Annotated in this window: 14 protein-coding genes; 9 read left to right on the top strand and 5 right to left on the bottom strand. The window is 38.4% G+C overall.

The features are described 5' to 3' along the window. Positions 1-105: 105 nt before the first annotated feature. Together QUE86_RS02365 and QUE86_RS02360 are read right to left on the bottom strand one after the other, a co-directional pair. Positions 106-306, bottom strand: coding sequence for a hypothetical protein (locus tag QUE86_RS02365; RefSeq protein WP_130051041.1), 201 nt, complete (start codon positions 304-306; stop codon positions 106-108). Positions 307-581: 275 nt separating this feature from the next. Continuing rightward, positions 582-2,372: an ATP-binding protein gene (locus QUE86_RS02360; protein ID WP_286258966.1), complete on the bottom strand. Its 1,791-nt coding sequence runs from the start codon at positions 2,370-2,372 to the stop codon at positions 582-584. A gap of 282 nt (positions 2,373-2,654) precedes the next feature. Here QUE86_RS02360 and QUE86_RS02355 point away from each other — a divergent pair, with 282 nt between their 5' ends. From QUE86_RS02355 to QUE86_RS02325, 7 genes are all read left to right on the top strand, one after another. Next, a complete protein-coding gene (locus QUE86_RS02355; protein ID WP_130051043.1) occupies positions 2,655-2,954 on the top strand; it encodes a hypothetical protein in 300 nt (99 codons plus the stop codon). Positions 2,955-3,148: 194 nt separating this feature from the next. Beyond that, the gene (locus tag QUE86_RS02350) at positions 3,149-3,994 is read left to right on the top strand and encodes an HDOD domain-containing protein (RefSeq protein ID WP_130051044.1); all 846 of its coding nucleotides are present in this window, start codon (positions 3,149-3,151) and stop codon (positions 3,992-3,994) included. A gap of 152 nt (positions 3,995-4,146) precedes the next feature. After that, complete coding sequence (locus tag QUE86_RS02345) at positions 4,147-4,869, top strand: SIMPL domain-containing protein (protein WP_239978042.1); 723 nt, start codon at positions 4,147-4,149, stop codon at positions 4,867-4,869. A gap of 315 nt (positions 4,870-5,184) precedes the next feature. Continuing rightward, positions 5,185-7,803: a TonB-dependent receptor gene (locus tag QUE86_RS02340; protein WP_256854594.1), complete on the top strand. Its 2,619-nt coding sequence runs from the start codon at positions 5,185-5,187 to the stop codon at positions 7,801-7,803. A 129-nt stretch (positions 7,804-7,932) separates the two neighbouring features. Beyond that, a complete protein-coding gene (locus QUE86_RS02335) occupies positions 7,933-9,390 on the top strand; it encodes a glycoside hydrolase family 10-like protein (protein WP_286258960.1) in 1,458 nt (485 codons plus the stop codon). 70 nt (positions 9,391-9,460) lie between these two features. Next, positions 9,461-10,204 (top strand): hypothetical protein, encoded by a 744-nt coding sequence (locus QUE86_RS02330; protein WP_167658360.1) that lies wholly within the window; start codon positions 9,461-9,463, stop codon positions 10,202-10,204. Positions 10,205-10,283: 79 nt separating this feature from the next. Further along, positions 10,284-10,517: a hypothetical protein gene (locus QUE86_RS02325; protein ID WP_130051049.1), complete on the top strand. Its 234-nt coding sequence runs from the start codon at positions 10,284-10,286 to the stop codon at positions 10,515-10,517. Here the strand turns inward: QUE86_RS02325 and QUE86_RS02320 are convergent. From QUE86_RS02320 to QUE86_RS02310, 3 genes are read right to left on the bottom strand one after another with little or no spacing between them, the layout of a single operon-like run. Continuing rightward, positions 10,514-10,894 (bottom strand): diacylglycerol kinase, encoded by a 381-nt coding sequence (locus QUE86_RS02320; protein WP_130051050.1) that lies wholly within the window; start codon positions 10,892-10,894, stop codon positions 10,514-10,516. The genes QUE86_RS02325 and QUE86_RS02320 overlap by 4 nt on opposite strands. 20 nt (positions 10,895-10,914) lie before the next feature. Next, positions 10,915-12,540 (bottom strand): phosphoethanolamine transferase, encoded by a 1,626-nt coding sequence (locus QUE86_RS02315; protein ID WP_286258957.1) that lies wholly within the window; start codon positions 12,538-12,540, stop codon positions 10,915-10,917. A 15-nt stretch (positions 12,541-12,555) separates the two neighbouring features. After that, a complete protein-coding gene (locus QUE86_RS02310; RefSeq protein ID WP_130051052.1) occupies positions 12,556-14,499 on the bottom strand; it encodes an LTA synthase family protein in 1,944 nt (647 codons plus the stop codon). Positions 14,500-14,674: 175 nt separating this feature from the next. Here QUE86_RS02310 and QUE86_RS02305 point away from each other — a divergent pair, with 175 nt between their 5' ends. Both QUE86_RS02305 and QUE86_RS02300 read left to right on the top strand, forming a co-directional pair. After that, positions 14,675-15,349: a response regulator transcription factor gene (locus QUE86_RS02305; RefSeq protein WP_130051053.1), complete on the top strand. Its 675-nt coding sequence runs from the start codon at positions 14,675-14,677 to the stop codon at positions 15,347-15,349. Then, positions 15,349-16,758, top strand: coding sequence for a sensor histidine kinase (locus QUE86_RS02300; RefSeq protein ID WP_130051054.1), 1,410 nt, complete (start codon positions 15,349-15,351; stop codon positions 16,756-16,758). The genes QUE86_RS02305 and QUE86_RS02300 overlap by 1 nt, the downstream gene beginning before the upstream one ends. Positions 16,759-16,813: the final 55 nt, after the last annotated feature.

Here is a 16,813-nt window from a genome sequence, read left to right as displayed (position 1 = left end):
GTATTTAAAGGGCTAGGAAGGTAAAAACTTAAATGATTAAACCGGGTCGGGTATATGTTAAAACGACAGCAATGCATAGCCAAGCTGTCGTTTAAATATGCTGAGCTAGGCTGAAATCATAAAAGCAGATTTACTGGCATCCCAGCTGATCAGTTTTTTAATTTCTAGCTCTTTTAAAATGGTTAGTAATTCAGAGTCACTTAGACAACAGCCTTGTTTTAATGTATCGAGTGATATCTCTTTATTACGGCTATGAAGCTTAGAGGCCAACATAATACGGTAGATTAATTTTGACTTACGGTTCATAACGCATCTCCTCCACATTTTTGTTTATAGCAATTAGTTTGCTACTTGGTTTTATAATTTGGTGTAATGTGTACTGATGATTTTTTCGACTATGAGGGATCTTTTTAGCTAAGTCAATTAATAACGAATGATATTTGTACAGCGCTATAAGAGAGGGAGTTAGTAGTAATCTACAAATATAACTCATTGAAAATAAGTAATAAGTTACGCTTTTAAAAATTGGTATATTTATAAGAAATTAAAAATCAGAGGGTTATCGCTGTACTATAAAAAGCTTAGTCAATGAGCTCATCGCGGCTAACTGCAATTGCATCATGCAGCGCTTTAAATAGTAAATGCTTTTCAATGGGTTTGCCTACGTGGCTATTAAAACCACAGTTCATGTATTCGATTATATTTTCTTTCATCACGTTGGCAGTCAAGGCAACAATGGGAATCTCTTTATCAATACTACGAATATGGGAGCAAGCTTCGATCCCTCCCATATTTGGCATTTGTATATCCATCAAAACTAAAATGGGGTTGAGTTGTTTAAATAGCTCGACAGCTTCAGCACCATCTTTTGCAAAGTGAAGTTCTGCGTTGGTTTCTGCAAGCATCGATTTGATGATCATAGTATTGAGTGGGTTATCTTCAGCAATTAATAAGGTTTTAGCCGATAAGTCAGGCGTAGTTACATCAGTAAAGCTATCATTCAAGTGCTGCTTTTCAGATACTTTTAGCGGTAAATAAACGGTGAAATGGGTGCCTTTACCGAGTGCGCTGTCTACATCAATACTGCCATGCATCCGTTTAACGAGATTCGCGGTGATCGACATACCCAACCCTGTACCGCCAAAACGCCGTGTTATGCTGTTATCTGCTTGCTGAAAACGGTTAAATAGATGCATTAACCCCTCTTTATTCATACCAATGCCGGTATCAATCACTTCTATCTCAACACCTTGCTTTTGGCTTTGCGAAGATTTATTAACCTTTATTTGCACGCCACCTTGCTCGGTAAATTTAACGGCGTTAGAAACCAGGTTTAAAATAATTTGTCGAACCCGAACTGGGTCTCCTATCCATAAATCTTCAACGTCATCGTCTATATCTATCTTTAATTCAATTGCTTTTTCGTTACAAAGCGGCAGAAAATCAGAATTGATCGACTCAACGACCTTCGACATCGAAAAATCCACCTGCTCAATCGAAAGCTCGTTCGCCTCCATTTTCGAAAAGTCTAAAATATCGTTGATAATGGTAAGGAGTGACCGACAAGAAAACAGCGCCTTAGCAACAACTTCAATATTTTTCGGTTTTTGAATGTTCGGTTGCAAAATTTGTAATAGCCCCATTATGCCATTAAGTGGAGTGCGTATTTCATGACTCATATTAGCTAAAAATTCTGATTTTATTCTTGTGCCTTCTAAGGCACGTTCAGTAAGCTCAATCTGTTGTTTATAAGAGTTTGAAAGCTTTCTAAAGTAAATAAGCAATATGCTGGTGAGCAATATAATTGTTAAAACATGAACGGTATAAGCAATTTGGAAGTTTTCATCAATTGCGATACTTTTTTCTTTAAGTGTTAAGTTTATATGTTGCTCGAACGCGGCAAGTGCCTTCAATGCCTCTGTATCATCTACTTTAACTTTGGAATCTATTTGCTCGCTAGTTGCGCCATCAGCAATCATTTTTAAAACAATGTCGAGATTATTTTTATACTCATTAACCGTTTTTTTAACGTCAATAAGTGCTGTTTGATCGTATTCTTTTATTGCGCCAAGTTTGGCAAAGATCTCTTTTATTTCGCGGAGTTCATTTTCAATGGGCGGTAGGTATAGATCTGTATTTTTTCTTAGTACTAGGTTTTTAAAATGGTGAATAAAGCCACCATAACCGAGTTTTTGAATTAGCTTGTCGTGAAGTACATAAATGTTAGCGGCGGTTTTTGAATAGTCATGCCATTGAGAGTCAACATTTCTGTAAAAGAATAAAGAGGTAACAGTAAGCGAAGCTACTAATGCAATCATGATAATGGCATTTACTTTTAACTTGTTTTTAGTTTGCTGCAACGCTTTTATCATCAGTTTACGGCACTTATCCTGTTGTTATTCTAAGCATAGCGCATTTTTATTTGTTCACATAAGAAAGGGTAAAAGCTGTGACGGCTTTTTTATGAAAATATTAAAAGTCCTATACAAAGGAAAAGTAATCTAACGTGTTCAAAAGCCATTTGTAAAATAATGATTTTCAATTAATTGATTTAACTGTACTTTTTTCGTACTTGTTGTATCTTAAGTTGGTACGCTATTTTAAGGTTTAATTGAGTGTAGGCTAACATTCATTTGTTAAGTGGAGTAAAGGATATGCACGCACACACAGTCAAAGAATCAGCAGCAACTATTCAATCGGGTGTCGCAAAAGCGGATGGTAAGCTTTTAGTTACTGAACAAGACATTGTTTTTGAACCGTTTAATAAAGAGTTAGGCTTAGGCCCATACAGATTTTCACGAGCGCAAATCAATAACGTTGATAAGTGTTCAGGTAAAGGTGCGGGTATTTTGCCAATCACAGCAGATGGAATTCGCATTACTCTAAATAACAAGGATGTATTTGAGTTCATTTTAGCAAACCCTGATGAGTGGCTAAGCGTACTTGCTCACTAAGCAAACCGCAAACCTTCAAAAAGACGGCATATTATAGCAACGTGTCATAATATGCCATGTTAGCTTTTTATGAATTAATTCCCTTTCTTCGCAACACATTGATCTCAAACAATACTAAGGCAAACTTCTTAGGTTATTTTACACATCTAAACTATTAAATTGCTCGTTGCTTATTAACGGAGGCTCTTGGGCAAATGATCAACTTAGATGAACAACACCTAGTTTCACTCGAACGCGGTTTTCATATTCCACCTAAACCTGAGCTATTGAGCCAAATTGCCGAAGAAATGCAAAAATCTGATGCAAGCTTAGATAAAGTAGCCAATTTAATATCACGTGACATTAGCCTTTCGGCCTTATTATTAAAAACAATCAACAGCCCCGTGTTTGGCTTACAACGCACCATAAGTGATATACGCCAAGCGGCGATGTTTTTAGGGTTAGATCAGCTTAATCGGCTGGTAACTTTGGCTCTCCTAAAGCAAAACTTTAAAGGCAATGCTTGTATTAGCTTAGAGCGCTTTTGGGATGAATCGGTTGAAGTTGCAAATGCCTGTGTGTTGCTGGGTAATCGTTATAAGTCTTTAATGCCAGTGGATGAGCTTTATTCATTAGGGCTTTTTCATAATGTAGGTATTGCTGCCATGGCATTAAAATTTAGAGATTATGTTGAGGTACTCAAGCAAGCAAACCTAGCCAAAGAGCTCGCAATTACAGACCTTGAACAAGCACGTTATCAGTGTGACCATGCGGTGATTGGCTACTTTATTTCTGTATCATGGCACCTACCTAAGCCACTATGTCACGTTATTTTAAATCATCACAACACGCACTTTTTAGAGCAAAGCAATGATGAGCAGCAGCGTATGGCGTATGCCATTTTAAAGTGCGCAGAGAGTGCTGTGGACTATGCGCGCCACCAACAGTATTCAAGCGAGTGGTTTAAAATTAAAGAGCAATGCTTATCTGAACTTGGCATTGTTGACCAAGATTTTGCAGATATGGTCGAAGATTACGTCGACAATGCGATGGCGAGCTAAAGCTGCTTAGATTTTATTTCCTCTCATCTTAACTTCGATGCGGTAGCGAGTGCAGACTTGCTAACTTTGGTTTTTTTACACTTCATTAAAGCATAGTATTACTATACTTTCATACCGTAGCAAGGCATCATAACTTTTTCTAGGGAGAGATTATGATGCTTAAATCTTTGTTACTATTGGTTTTATGTACCAGTTCTGTGATGGCTGCAACGAGTTTACCAGATAATCGCCACATCGTTGTTAAAGGTGAGGCTGTTGTGCGTACTGCTCCCGATATGGCTAATATCACGTTAGAGTTTGAATCTGTAAAAGCTGAAAGTTTGCAAGCGAAGCAGCAAGTCGATACGCAAGTGAACAAACTTCTTGCGGGATTAAGCAATTTTTCTATAGACGAAAAAAGTATCTCTGCGGGGCGGATATTTGTTGAGCCCAATATGCGTTATGACGAAAACGATAACCTAGCTAAAGATGGTTTTCGAGCCACGCGTAAGCTCAAAGTCAGCCTTAAACAACTCTCTCTTTTGGATGGTTTCTTAAACTTTGCGCTTAAAGTGGGTGTCAATCAAATCGAGCAAATTCAACTTTTATCAACGAAAGCCTCAAACTACGAGCAAGTCGCTCTGAATAAGGCAGTAGTGAATGCCAAACAACAGGGGAGCAGCCTTGCTAGCGCATTCGAAGCGAAACTTGGTCGAGTGTATAGTATTCAATCGCAAGAGGTAGGTAGTCACTTCGGCTATGGTAGCAACAACAATATTGAACAAATTATGGTAACGGGCTCACGTATTAATGCAGTCCCAGAAGGTAAGTATTTACAAGAATCGATTACCTTCAGAGCAAGTGTCAATGTTGTGTTTGATTTGTTGTTAGAATAATTCTTTCTTTTAAGAATGCTTTTTAGGTACTAGCTTAATTGTAAGCGCTTGTTTTTATTGTAAATTCAAATAATTGATTTTAATGGGGTATTTTTATTGCCTTTTTTAGGGTGTTTTTTTGGATGTCTTTTAGGAATTTTATATTTTAATTTGCAACTTTATCAAGAATAAAATATCTTGATTTTGTGCGGCGTTGCTACTATTGTAGCCGCAATGTAGCAATAAAGTTGTTACCAGTTGTTGTTCAAAAGAGCATTTATGTAGTTTGTAGTCACAAAATCTCTCACTTTTTAAAAACGATAGGGTTACATTTCCATGAATAAAAAATTCTCCACGCTAACTGTTTGTATTAAAAAAGCATTGCTCCCAACACTTGTGTTAGGAACATGTACGACTGCCTTTGCAGCTGCTCAAGAAGATGGAAAAAATAAAATTACAAAAGAGGATATAGAGCAGATCGAAGTACGCGGCTATGCGGCGTCAGTTGAGAAAAGTATCAACATGAAACGTTTTTCAAACAGCGTTGTTGATGCGGTTTCTGCCGAAGACATCGGTAAATTTCCTGATCAAACAGTTGCTGATGCACTACAGCGTATTCCAGGCGTGCAAGTAGAGAAAGACTTAGGCGGTGAAAGCGATCGAGTGAGTATTCGTGGTACTGCACCTCATTTAAATATAACGCTGTTAAATGGCCAAAACGTGGCTTCTGCAACGGCTTCGGCATCAATTACACGCCCGTCGCGTGGTTTTAATTACTCATTATTACCAGCAGAAATGGTCGATACTCTAGAGGTTTATAAGTCTGCTGAAGCTGACATTGATGAGGGTTCAATTGGCGGCACTGTTGTAGTAAAAACACGTAAACCGCTTGATAGTGAAGCTAACTATGCTGCGCTTTCAGTAAAAGCATTTCATTTTGAAAACGCAGACGAAACTAAGCCATACGTGTCTGGTTTATATTCATGGAAAAATGAAGCCCAAGATTTTGGGTTTAATGTAGGTTTTGTCCACAAAGAAACGGCAACGCAGCGTGATAGTAAAGAAGTACGTTTTGGATATCGCAGCACAGATGCCAACCAAGATGGGAATGCAGAATTTTATCCAGGGGCAGTGGGTTACAACCGCTACGCAAGTGATAGTGATTTAGATACCGCAACAGCGACATTCCAATACGCAGCTAATGATAATCTTGAATTTGTTTTCAATAACTTATATTCAAAGTCAGAACATGAATCATATGGCACGTATTCAAGCGGTTTTATCTTACAGAATATTGCTAATATTGAGAACCCAGTGATTGTTGATGGTACGGTTGTCGCAGGTGATTTACCAGCACACAATAACTTGGGTTATTATGGTAATGCGGGATATCGCGGTGAGTTTAAAACTCAAGCGCATGACTTAAAAGTGACTTTTAAAGCCGATGATTACACTCTTACAGGTCAATTTGGTTATAGTAAAGCGGATGGTGAGGTGAGTGATGTGTATTCTGAGTATTACGCCAATACAAATGCATCATTTACATTAGAAAACGGCACGCCTGATGTAACTTTATCTGCAGATTTAAGCCCTGAAGATTATCGATTAGATTACAACCATAAAAATGATATATTCAACGATTCTGATGAGCTTTATGCACAATTTGATGTTGAATATTTATTAGATACTGGTTTTTTCACTGCAATTAAAGCGGGTGTAAAATACCGTGAGCATACAAAAGCCGCCAGTTTAATGAAAGCCAATTATCCAAAAGTCTCAGCAGCAGGTGAAAATTTTAATTTGGGTATGTTTGCAAGTGATTCTGCTAGTGACGGCATTTTATGGCAGTTTGATAATAACCAATATGCAGACTGGATTTCATCAACAAGTCCTACTTCAGGTCCTTATGAGCACCTTGACTACACCTTCGATCTAGAAGAAACCGTTACGGCTGGATACCTCAAAGCTGTGTTCGAGCACAATAAGTGGCGCGGTAATATGGGCGTACGTGCAGTTAAAACAGAGCTTGACTCTCGTTCAGTTGAATACACAGGACGTAGTTTTGCGCCTGAAAATATTCAAGATGTGTATAGTTCAAATAGCTACGATGACTTTTTACCAAGTGTAAATATTAACTATGACTTTACGGATGATGTTGTGCTTCGCTTTGCTGCAGCTAAAGTAATGTCTCGTCCTGACTACGATTTTTTATCAGCGCGTAAAAGTGGCTACTGTGCAGCGGCAACAGGTTGTAAAGGCTCACAAGGCAATCCAGATTTAAAACCTTATCGTTCAACTCAATATGATTTATCAGCTGAGTGGTACTTTAATGAGTCATCAATATTGTCATTAGCTTATTTTTATAAAGACATTGATTCGTATATTACCAATACCACTATTGAAAAGCAGTGGACATGGACAGACCCTGATACTGGCGTTGAAGAGGTTCGTGATTTCTTAGTGACTCAACCGCAAAACGGGCTAGGTGGTGAGAATTCCGGCTTTGAAGTGAACTACACGCAAAAGCTAATGTATGGGTTCGGCATTCAAACGAACTACACTTATTCAGATGCTGAGCTAGAGCAAACTGCAGAGCAAAAAGCTGCGGGTGAAGAGGCTGTGTTACCTAACAATTCAGAAGATACCTTCAACGCGACTGTTTACTACGAAAATACAGCTTTCAGTGCGCGTGTTTCTTATACCTATCGTTCAGAATATTTTTATACAAATTACCTTGGTTTAAATCAGTATAAAGATGGTTTTGGTCAGTATGATTTGAATATAAGCTACAATGTTTCTGAAGATTTTAATCTTATTTTCCAAGCTATTAACTTAACAAATGAAGAGCAAAAAGCGACTTCAGGTAATAGCACCGGTATGCCAGATGCTAATCGCCCTTTAGCTATTCATGATTATGGTCGTCGTTTCTTGGTCGGCGCGCAAATGAAGTTCTAATTTTCTTATTTGAATTAGATTCATGTAGGCACAACAAGTTTTTGTTGTGCCTTTTTTGTGAGGTATACAGTGTATTTTAAACATTTATTATTATTGTTCATCTGCTTTGCTTTGAATGCGTGTGTTTTTATGCAAAAACAAGAGGCTACGAACATTGAAAAGCAGTTTTTTGGCACTATCCAGCAACCTCAGGTTGCAAGAGAGTTTCGTGCTGCATGGGTAGCAACCGTTGCAAACATTAATTGGCCATCAGAGCCTGGATTATCTGTTGCTGAGCAAAAACAACAAGCAATTAAAATCCTTAATTTACTAAAACAACATAACTTCAATACCGTTATTTTTCAGGTTAGACCGCAAGCAGACAGTTTATATCAAAGTACGAATGAACCATGGTCTTATTATCTTACTGGAAAGCAGGGAAAAGCACCTGAACCGTTTTATGATCCTTTAAAATTTTGGATAGAACAAGCACATAAACGAGGCTTAAAGTTACATGCATGGATAAACCCATACCGCGCTCATCACCACATTGGAGGCCCCGTTTCAGAGCTTTCAGTTGTTGAAAAAATGACGGATAAAGTAGTGAAACTAAAAAATGAGACCTATTGGTTTTTGCCTACAGATCAAGCTGTAGTGTCGCATACTTTAAGTGTATTAACGGAACTTGTAGAAAACTATGATTTAGATGGTATTCACTATGATGACTACTTTTACCCATATCCTTCTTACAATAACGATGAAGGTTTTCCTGATGCTAAACAATACAGTCAGTATTTAGAAGCAGGTGGTGAGTTATCTATCGGTGATTGGCGCCGTGAAGCAGTAAATCATTTTGTGAAAAGCTTATACAAATTAGTTAAACAAACAAAGCCTCATGTTCTTGTTGGGATAAGCCCATTTGGTATATATAGGCCTGATGAACCTGAAACTATTCGTGGTATGGATCAATATGACACCTTGTTTGCTGATGCAAAGCTGTGGCTTAACGAAGGCTGGCTTGATTATTTTTCACCGCAACTTTATTGGCCAATTAATCAATATGCACAAAGCTACCCGCTCTTATTAAGCTGGTGGCAATCACAAAACACTCATGGGCGACATTTATGGCCTGGCATTAATGCATTGCGTTCATTTGATGAGGCTGGTGTTGATGAGGTCGTCAATCAAATTATGATAAATCGTGGGTTTTTATCAACTTCACCCGGTACAGTTTTTTGGAATGTTACAGCGCTTGAAGGCAGTCAATTGATGAGTGATGTGATTACTAAAGGCGTATTTCAACATCAAGCCTTAATTCCAGAAACTCCTTGGCTAGATGCGTCAGTAATAGCAGCTGTTAAAGTTGATGTTAAATATGATGGTGACGATGTTCATTTGACTTGGACACACCCAGATTCAGATCAAGTGTCTGAGTTACTTGTCTATCTAAAATATGCGCAGCAGTGGCACTATCATATTTACTCAAGTGATGAGAGTACGTTCTCTGTTGCAGCTTCTTATGGACAACGACCATTAGAGGCAATGAAGATAATTGCAATTGATAGGCTTGGTAATCAAAGCGCTGAGATTGAGTTGTTAATGAAATAGCACCTGTACTGTATATACAAAAATTTGTTACGCTTTGAATAATCTGGTTTTTAAATTTTAAAGTAGGCATATGAAGTCTTTCGCGGTAATTTTGTTCGGTTGCCTTATCTCTTTTTCAACAACAGCCGCAACAAAACATATAAAAATTGTAAAACCTGTGGTTGCGGCGTTTAAAGCGGGTGATAGAGCTGCAATCGCCAAGCGAGTGCATTATCCTCTGCAGCGCAAAGCGCCTCTGCAAGCAATTGAAAATGAGCAAATGCTTATAGAAAAGTTTGAGCAAATTTTTGATAAAGAGTTTGTCGAAAAAATCGTGAATTCAAATATTCGCCACGACTGGGAAATGATGGGGTGGCGCGGCATTATGTTTGATTCAGGCAAATTTTGGTTAGACTTTGATGGCTCTATTTGGGCTGTGCCTTATGAATCAGAGGCAGAAAAAGCACGACGCGAAGCACTGATTGACGAGCAAAAACAAGCATTACATAAAAGCCTTCGTGAATTTACAAAACCGATATTAACGTGGCAAACAAAAAAGCACTTAATTCGTATCGATGAGCTTGCTGATAATCAGTACCGCTATGCAGCATGGGAAATAGATCAATCTATGCAAGATGAGCCAAGCCTTGTGATCACAGGGGGCACTCTAAGCTTTGATGGCAGTGGCGGAAATCATTTTTATACCTTTACTAATAACGGTTATCGTTATGTATGTCATGTTACCGTACTTGGTACTGAACACTCACCGCCGGGGCTGTTAGAGGTATTTAAAAATAACGTACAAATATTGTCTGAGCCTGTTCTGGATTTATAAGGTGTTTTTCTTATTTTGAACTACACTCATTCTTTCAAAGGAGGCTCGTTTAAAGGGGTCTCATTTAAAGGAGTAAGTTATGGGTATTAAATTTTGGGTTTTAAGAGCCACTAGAGTTTTCACGCTGGTGGCTATTTTATTATTTATGGTGGAAATACTGAAAGGTCACGAGACACTCAGCGCATTAGGCTTTGCGTTACTTTGGTCTTTTATTGCCACGGCAATTTTTATCGCAACCCGTTTATATCATTCATCAAAAGGGCGCCACTGTGCACTTTGTAATGACACCCCTGATGATAAAAAAGCGAGTTAACTTAGATTGTTTACAAACACACCGCCCCATACCAGCGCACAAATTGTTAGGGCAATAAGTACGGCTGCTGATCCTAAGTCTTTAGCTAGGCCTGATAATGGATGAATTTCAAGGCCTACACGGTCTATTGTGGCTTCAATTGCCGTATTTACGACTTCAGCAAACATCACAAATAGTACAGATACAAGCAGCATGATTTTCTCATACAGGTTAATTTGCCATACAAAAACCACTGCTATGGCAAGGACCAACAGTATCAGCTCTTGTTTAAAAGCAGACTCATGCTTTGCTAACCAAGTGAATGCACGTTGGGAGTTTTTAAATGCTAGGCGAATACGTTTAATGCCAATGGGTTTGTTAGTGCTATCAAATTGCATAGTATGAAATCTCTATTTCGTTAGCTTTGTTTTGAGCAAGCATTGAAGATATCTTGCTCTGGATGATATTCAGTGCTGTCTACATGGGTTAAACCAAGTAGGGTGTCAAAAATATTATCGTGAGAAAAAGCGTTGTTACGCTGTTGTTCGATACATTGATTAAAACGGGTATCGGCTAGTTTATTACTCCAAAACAACATAGGCACTTGGGTTTGCTCTTTAGGTGCTAATGCGTATGGGAAGCCATGCAAGTACAAGCCTTTTTCTCCAAGTGATTCACCATGGTCAGAAACATACAGCAGGGCTTTATCATCCGCCTGACTGTTTTGCATTAAATTAATAAGTTTACTGAGTACTAAGTCTGTATAAGCAATAGTATTGTCATAGGTGTTTGTTAGTTGCTCGCTGCTACAATTTTGAATATCACTACGCGGACAATCAGGCATAAATACACTGTCTTTTTTTGGGTATCGACGATAGTAAGTTGGACCATGTGAACCAATCATATGTAACACAACAAGTTGATGTTTAGCATTACTCTTTGCAAGTTTTGTAGCTAACTCTTCCACGAGTACTTCATCAAAACAATAGCGTCCATCACAAAGTGGGTTGCTCTTTGTTGGTTCTACCGTTTGTGAGTTTACCCGCACACAAACCCCTTTACAGCTGCTATTGTTATCAATCCACGTTACTTCGACACCACTTCGTTGAATGATATCAAGCGCATTTTCTTGGCTTTGCGCTATGCGCGAATCATAGTGATTACGGTCTAAACGCGAGAACATGCAAGGTACAGATATAGCCGTAGCCGTGCCACATGAACTAACGTCACTGAAATATTTAACGCCAAGCTTAGGTGTATATTGATTAGTTGGCTTGTTATATCCTTGCAGTGAAAAGTTTGCTGCACGAGCTGTTTCACCTACTACCATAATTGTCAGCGAACTTTGTTGCTGTTCTAGTAAATGCGGCGTTTTATCCAGTACTTTAAATGGTAAAGGCGGATAAAAATAATTATCGCGCAGATACTTATAGCCCGCAGTGTAAAATGCAAAAGGGGTAATATAGCTAGTTAATTGACGGTTATTACGCCCAACAGAGGCATAATCTTTATAAAATGGTACTGCAATAGCTGCTATAGCAATAAATGCTGTGACGTTGAGAAGCGCAAAGTTTTTTAGACGAACACGAAAGTTACCAACAATTTTAAAACGTGAAAACAAGTAAGCGGGGAGCACGCCAAGTACAAAAATAAAGACGACAACTTGTATATTTAAGTATGAAAATGCTTCACCTGAGTTTGTCTCTAAGATATTTTGTAGCATGCTTTTATCGAAGATAACACCGTAGTTTAAGGTTGCATAAAACAACAGTGACGAAACTACGATGCTTGTTAAAAGCACTGGTTTTACAAAGGTGATTAACGATAACCAACTTAACACCATTGCCGTCAGTGCTAATAATAAAAACGGTACGCTTGCTATAAATAACCAATTGATATGTTCTGGCTTGCTTGCTGCTTCAGCCATGTTAAATAAAAATAGACCATTAAATGCGATAACCAAGTACAACGACACCAGCCACACAAACTGACTGTAGCTAACTTGCCATTTTTTAGTAAGGAGTTGTTTAATTTTCATGCTCATGATTATTCCTCATCGCTACGATTTATTTGGTAAGCGATACAACTGTTCGGTATAAGCTAAATTGCTAAATAAGACGTGAGCCAGAGCTTTTTTGGCAAGTTCAACGCTGCTGCCAGCCTTATCAATAGCTACTTGGGTTTTAGTGGCTGGGTCGTAGTGCCAATAGCTAACCTTTTGGTTTGGCATGAGTATCACTGCCTCACCATTTTCAACGTAAGCAAAGTTGTCGTAGTACTGCATCATGGCGCGCTCAACTGGGTATTGTTTAGTTAAATCATAACCAAGCATAGGTGTCGCTTGGTCTACGCCTAATAGCGACAACAAAGTGACAGGTAAGTCTATTTGACTGACTAAGCGAGTATCCTGCTTTGCGTCCATACCACTATTTAGGATCACGGCAGGAATATGGAAAGATTTAAGCGGCACAGGCTCTGAGCCAAACACTCGCACATCATGATCTGCAACCACTAAAAATACTGTGTCTTGCCAGTAATCTTGCGTTTTTGCCTTTGCTATGAATTTACCTAGTGCATAGTCTGCATATTTGATTGCTAGATCACGTTTGAGGTTTTCTGGGTCATGGCCTTCAGGTAGTGTTACTTTACCTTCTGGAATATCGAATGGATCGTGGTTACTTGAAGTAAACACAAGGCTAAAAAAAGGATTGCCTGCTTTATTTAATGCGCTTAGCTCTTTATCAGCTTGATTGAACAAGTCTTCGTCGCTTGCACCCCATGACGAAATAAACTCAGGGTTTTGCATGTCATTGATATCTACAATATCGCTAAAGCCATTGCCTAAGAAAAAGCTTTTCATATTATCGAAATGACTTTCACCGCCGTAAATAAACTGAGTGGTGTAGCCTGTGCGGGCTAATACATCAGCTAGTGAGAAAAAATTACGCTGTGATTTTGATAGTTTTACCACTGAGCGTGAAGGAGACGGAGTAAACCCAGTTGTTACCGCTTCAATGCCTCGAACAGAACGAGTGCCAGTTGCGTATAAGTTATTAAAGCCCCAGCCTTGCTTGTATAGCTTATCAAGCTCAGGAGTCACACCAATGCCACCTAGTTCACCAACAAAACGTGCACCTAAGCTTTCTTCTAAAATGATAACTAAATTCTTTTTCTTACCCGTGTTAAAAGGCGTGTTGCTTGAAAGTGTAGGAATATTCTCAGTTATAAACTTTTGTTTATAGGCTGCTTGCTTTACTGTTTGTAAAATCTCATTACGTGGCATGTTGCCGTATAAACTACTGGCATTTTTCTCATTGCCCATATTTTTAATAGCAAATGCCACACTGTACGTTGAATTCAAAGCCAGCGAGTTAACCAGCGAGTCACTTGAAAAGTACACTAAAGCAGGATTTAAAGGGCGGTGGCTTACAGTGCCTCGTGCGCTAATTAAGCAGACTAATAAAGTGGTAACGAGTATTACAACTTGGCTAACAGTTTTAGCGTTTTGTTGTTTGCTAAATGCTGCATTTATATAACGATACGCAAACACACAGCTTAGCGTTGCAATAATTAAGGTGCTTATCATAGCGAACAGGTGGCCATGTAATAGCATGGAAAATACTTCTTGGGGGTAATCAAGATATTCGACGAATAAGCGATTTGGTCGTACATCGTACTGGGTAATAAACGCGGGAGTAGAAGCTTCAATAACCACGATTAAAGTAACGACTATGCTGCTATAAAGAGTAAAAATAAGTTGCAATAAAGAGGTTTTGCTACGCAAAAGAACATGAGCTATCAACATTAAAACGGCAAGGGCTAATAAGTACCCTAAACTACTTAAGTCTACCCTTAAGCCGCCAAATAAAACCGCTAGGCTATCGCCATCAGCTAACCTTTGCTGTTGCCATATTAGCAAGCTTATTCTCGACAGTATAAAAACTGCCATTAATATTAATGAAAAACGGAACAAAGGTTTTAAAACAGAGAGTTTTGCTGTCATAGTCGTACTTACTTAATCGAAACTATGGCAATACTAGGCAGTGAAACTTAAGAAACCCTTATGGTAATCTTAATATTTTCTAAACTAGAAAAACTTAAGTAAATCTTAAGGGAATCTTAAGATTTTGAGCGTAACCTAATGACACCAAAGTGGTTTTTATCTAAATGAGTAACATATGAAATTGTTGATAATAGAAGATTCGGTGTCATTAAGACGTAGTCTACGAATTGGCCTTGAAAACTTAGGTTTTACCATTGATGAAACCGGCGATGGTGCTGAAGGTTTGAGTATGGCCATGTCTGGTGAGTACGAATTAGTAATACTCGACATTATGTTACCCAGCCTTGATGGCATTACGTTATTACAAACCATAAGAGCAAAGCAGCTCGATGTGCGTGTGCTTATTTTATCTGCCAAGCAAGAACCTGCAGACAGAGTAATGGGGCTGCTGACTGGGGCCGATGATTATTTGACCAAACCATTTTCGTTTGATGAGCTGCATGCAAGGTTATTAAATTTAATGCGTCGCGGTGGTCTGAAAACAATCAGTGATGTGATCCGCATTGATAACTTGGCTTTAAATTTACAATTAAAACTCTTACAAGTCGGCGGTACTTCAGTCGACTTAACACCTAACGAATATAAAATAGTTGAGTGTTTATTTAGCAATCAAAATAAAGTGATCACTGCAGAAAAGTTGAGTAGCTACATAGCTGGGCAGTATGACTTGGTCTCAAAAAATTCCATTGAAGCGCATTTATCATCGGCCCGCAAAAAGGTTAGGGTGGCAGGCGGTGAATTACCTATTCAAACTAAGCGTGGCTTTGGTTATATCATTCAAGGAAAATAATGAAGTCAATTCGCAGTAAGTTGGTAACTACATTATCGATTACTATAACTGGGCTAGTTTTAAGTATTTTAGTCGCCACTGATATAGCCGTTGATAGTTGGATTGATAATGAATTTAACCGTGGCATGAAATCAAAAGCCGGTATGCTGATGACTTTGGTTCATGAAGATGAAGAGGGGTTAACTTTTAATTTTTCTAGTGACTTTATGCCAGAATTTGATGGTCAAGTTGAGCCTGAATATTTTCAAATGTGGACTGATGATGGGGTGTTTACCCGCTCACAGAGCCTTAATTTATTCGCTTTGAAGAACCTCAAGTTTGAAAAATTAAAACTAGGTGAAGCGAAAATAATGACCACTGAGCTGCCGGATGGTCGTGACGGGCGAATTATTTATACTCGTTTCCAGCCGCAAATCGACTCTCACTCACATAGAAATTTTTTTGATGGCGTGAGCAAAACGCATCACACCACGCTTACTTTGGCTTATGCAGCTTCATCAGAAAAAGTTGATTTTATTTTATGGTTAATTGACGTTATTTTTGTTGTTTCTACCGTGTCAGTAATCGTATTCATTCGATTATTTGTGCGTAAATCGGTCGACAGTTCTCTAGCGCCACTTAATAAACTAAACCGTGATATAAGTCGGCTTAGTATCGCAGATAAAAGTGCCGTGATAACAATAAAAGAACCTGTGAAAGAGCTGCAACCCATTGTTGATAGCTTAAATGCCTTTATTCAAGAAAACCGCCAGCTCTATTTTCGTGAAAAGCGCTTGACCTCAGATATTGCCCATGAGTTAAAAACGCCGATTGCTGAGCTTATAAATATGGCTGAAGTGGCGATTCGTTTTCCAAATGAAAAAGAGTTTGAGGCAGACTTTAAACCTGAAGTGCTAAAAATTAGCCAGCGTTTAAAGAGCATTGTGTCGAACTTATTGCTACTGCATAAGTACAGTGATGAAGCCCTACCAAAGCAAGATGCATGTGATTTAAATCAGGTTATTTTACGCACCTTAGAAAAGTGCGATTTAGAATGGGTTAAGTTTGAGTTTCAAGATGATATCCCAGCCATTGTAAGTAACTTATTTGCCCTTGAATCAATCATCACCAACCTTGTAAATAACGCTAAACAATACAGTCCAGAAAAGAGCATAGTGACTGTAAGTTCGCTGCTTAATAAAAAGGGGAAGTTGCAATTTTCTGTTACTAACGAATTAAAAGTACCATTAACAGATGAAGACATTAGCCAGTTATTTGATCCGCTTTGGCAAAAAGATAGTGCCAGAACGTCTGAAGATAACTTTGGCTTAGGCTTATCCATTGCCAAAGCGTTAAGTAAAGCAATTGATGCTGAACTTCAGGTTTCGTTAAGTGAGCAAAACATAACCTTTAGTTTGATTATTTCTTAAGGTTTTGCAGCTAATTATTATATGTGCAAAACTAAACATAGCAGCACGAAATCAA

The organism is Pseudoalteromonas apostichopi (genome assembly GCF_030297135.1).
In the GTDB taxonomy this organism is placed as follows: domain Bacteria; phylum Pseudomonadota; class Gammaproteobacteria; order Enterobacterales; family Alteromonadaceae; genus Pseudoalteromonas; species Pseudoalteromonas apostichopi.
The sequence above is the reverse complement of the archived record's forward strand: the minus strand, read 5'-3'. Positions and strand labels throughout refer to the sequence as shown.

Coding starts and splice junctions, on each gene's coding strand:
- QUE86_RS02360 (WP_286258966.1), bottom strand. CDS start 2,372: ATGATAAAAGCGTTGCAGCAAACTAAAAACAAGTTAAAAGTAAATGCC.
- QUE86_RS02320 (WP_130051050.1), bottom strand. CDS start 10,894: ATGCAATTTGATAGCACTAACAAACCCATTGGCATTAAACGTATTCGC.
- QUE86_RS02310 (WP_130051052.1), bottom strand. CDS start 14,499: ATGACAGCAAAACTCTCTGTTTTAAAACCTTTGTTCCGTTTTTCATTA.
- QUE86_RS02340 (WP_256854594.1), top strand. CDS start 5,185: ATGAATAAAAAATTCTCCACGCTAACTGTTTGTATTAAAAAAGCATTG.
- QUE86_RS02350 (WP_130051044.1), top strand. CDS start 3,149: ATGATCAACTTAGATGAACAACACCTAGTTTCACTCGAACGCGGTTTT.
- QUE86_RS02315 (WP_286258957.1), bottom strand. CDS start 12,540: ATGAGCATGAAAATTAAACAACTCCTTACTAAAAAATGGCAAGTTAGC.
- QUE86_RS02345 (WP_239978042.1), top strand. CDS start 4,147: ATGATGCTTAAATCTTTGTTACTATTGGTTTTATGTACCAGTTCTGTG.
- QUE86_RS02325 (WP_130051049.1), top strand. CDS start 10,284: ATGGGTATTAAATTTTGGGTTTTAAGAGCCACTAGAGTTTTCACGCTG.
- QUE86_RS02335 (WP_286258960.1), top strand. CDS start 7,933: ATGCAAAAACAAGAGGCTACGAACATTGAAAAGCAGTTTTTTGGCACT.
- QUE86_RS02305 (WP_130051053.1), top strand. CDS start 14,675: ATGAAATTGTTGATAATAGAAGATTCGGTGTCATTAAGACGTAGTCTA.
- QUE86_RS02355 (WP_130051043.1), top strand. CDS start 2,655: ATGCACGCACACACAGTCAAAGAATCAGCAGCAACTATTCAATCGGGT.
- QUE86_RS02365 (WP_130051041.1), bottom strand. CDS start 306: ATGAACCGTAAGTCAAAATTAATCTACCGTATTATGTTGGCCTCTAAG.
- QUE86_RS02330 (WP_167658360.1), top strand. CDS start 9,461: ATGAAGTCTTTCGCGGTAATTTTGTTCGGTTGCCTTATCTCTTTTTCA.
- QUE86_RS02300 (WP_130051054.1), top strand. CDS start 15,349: ATGAAGTCAATTCGCAGTAAGTTGGTAACTACATTATCGATTACTATA.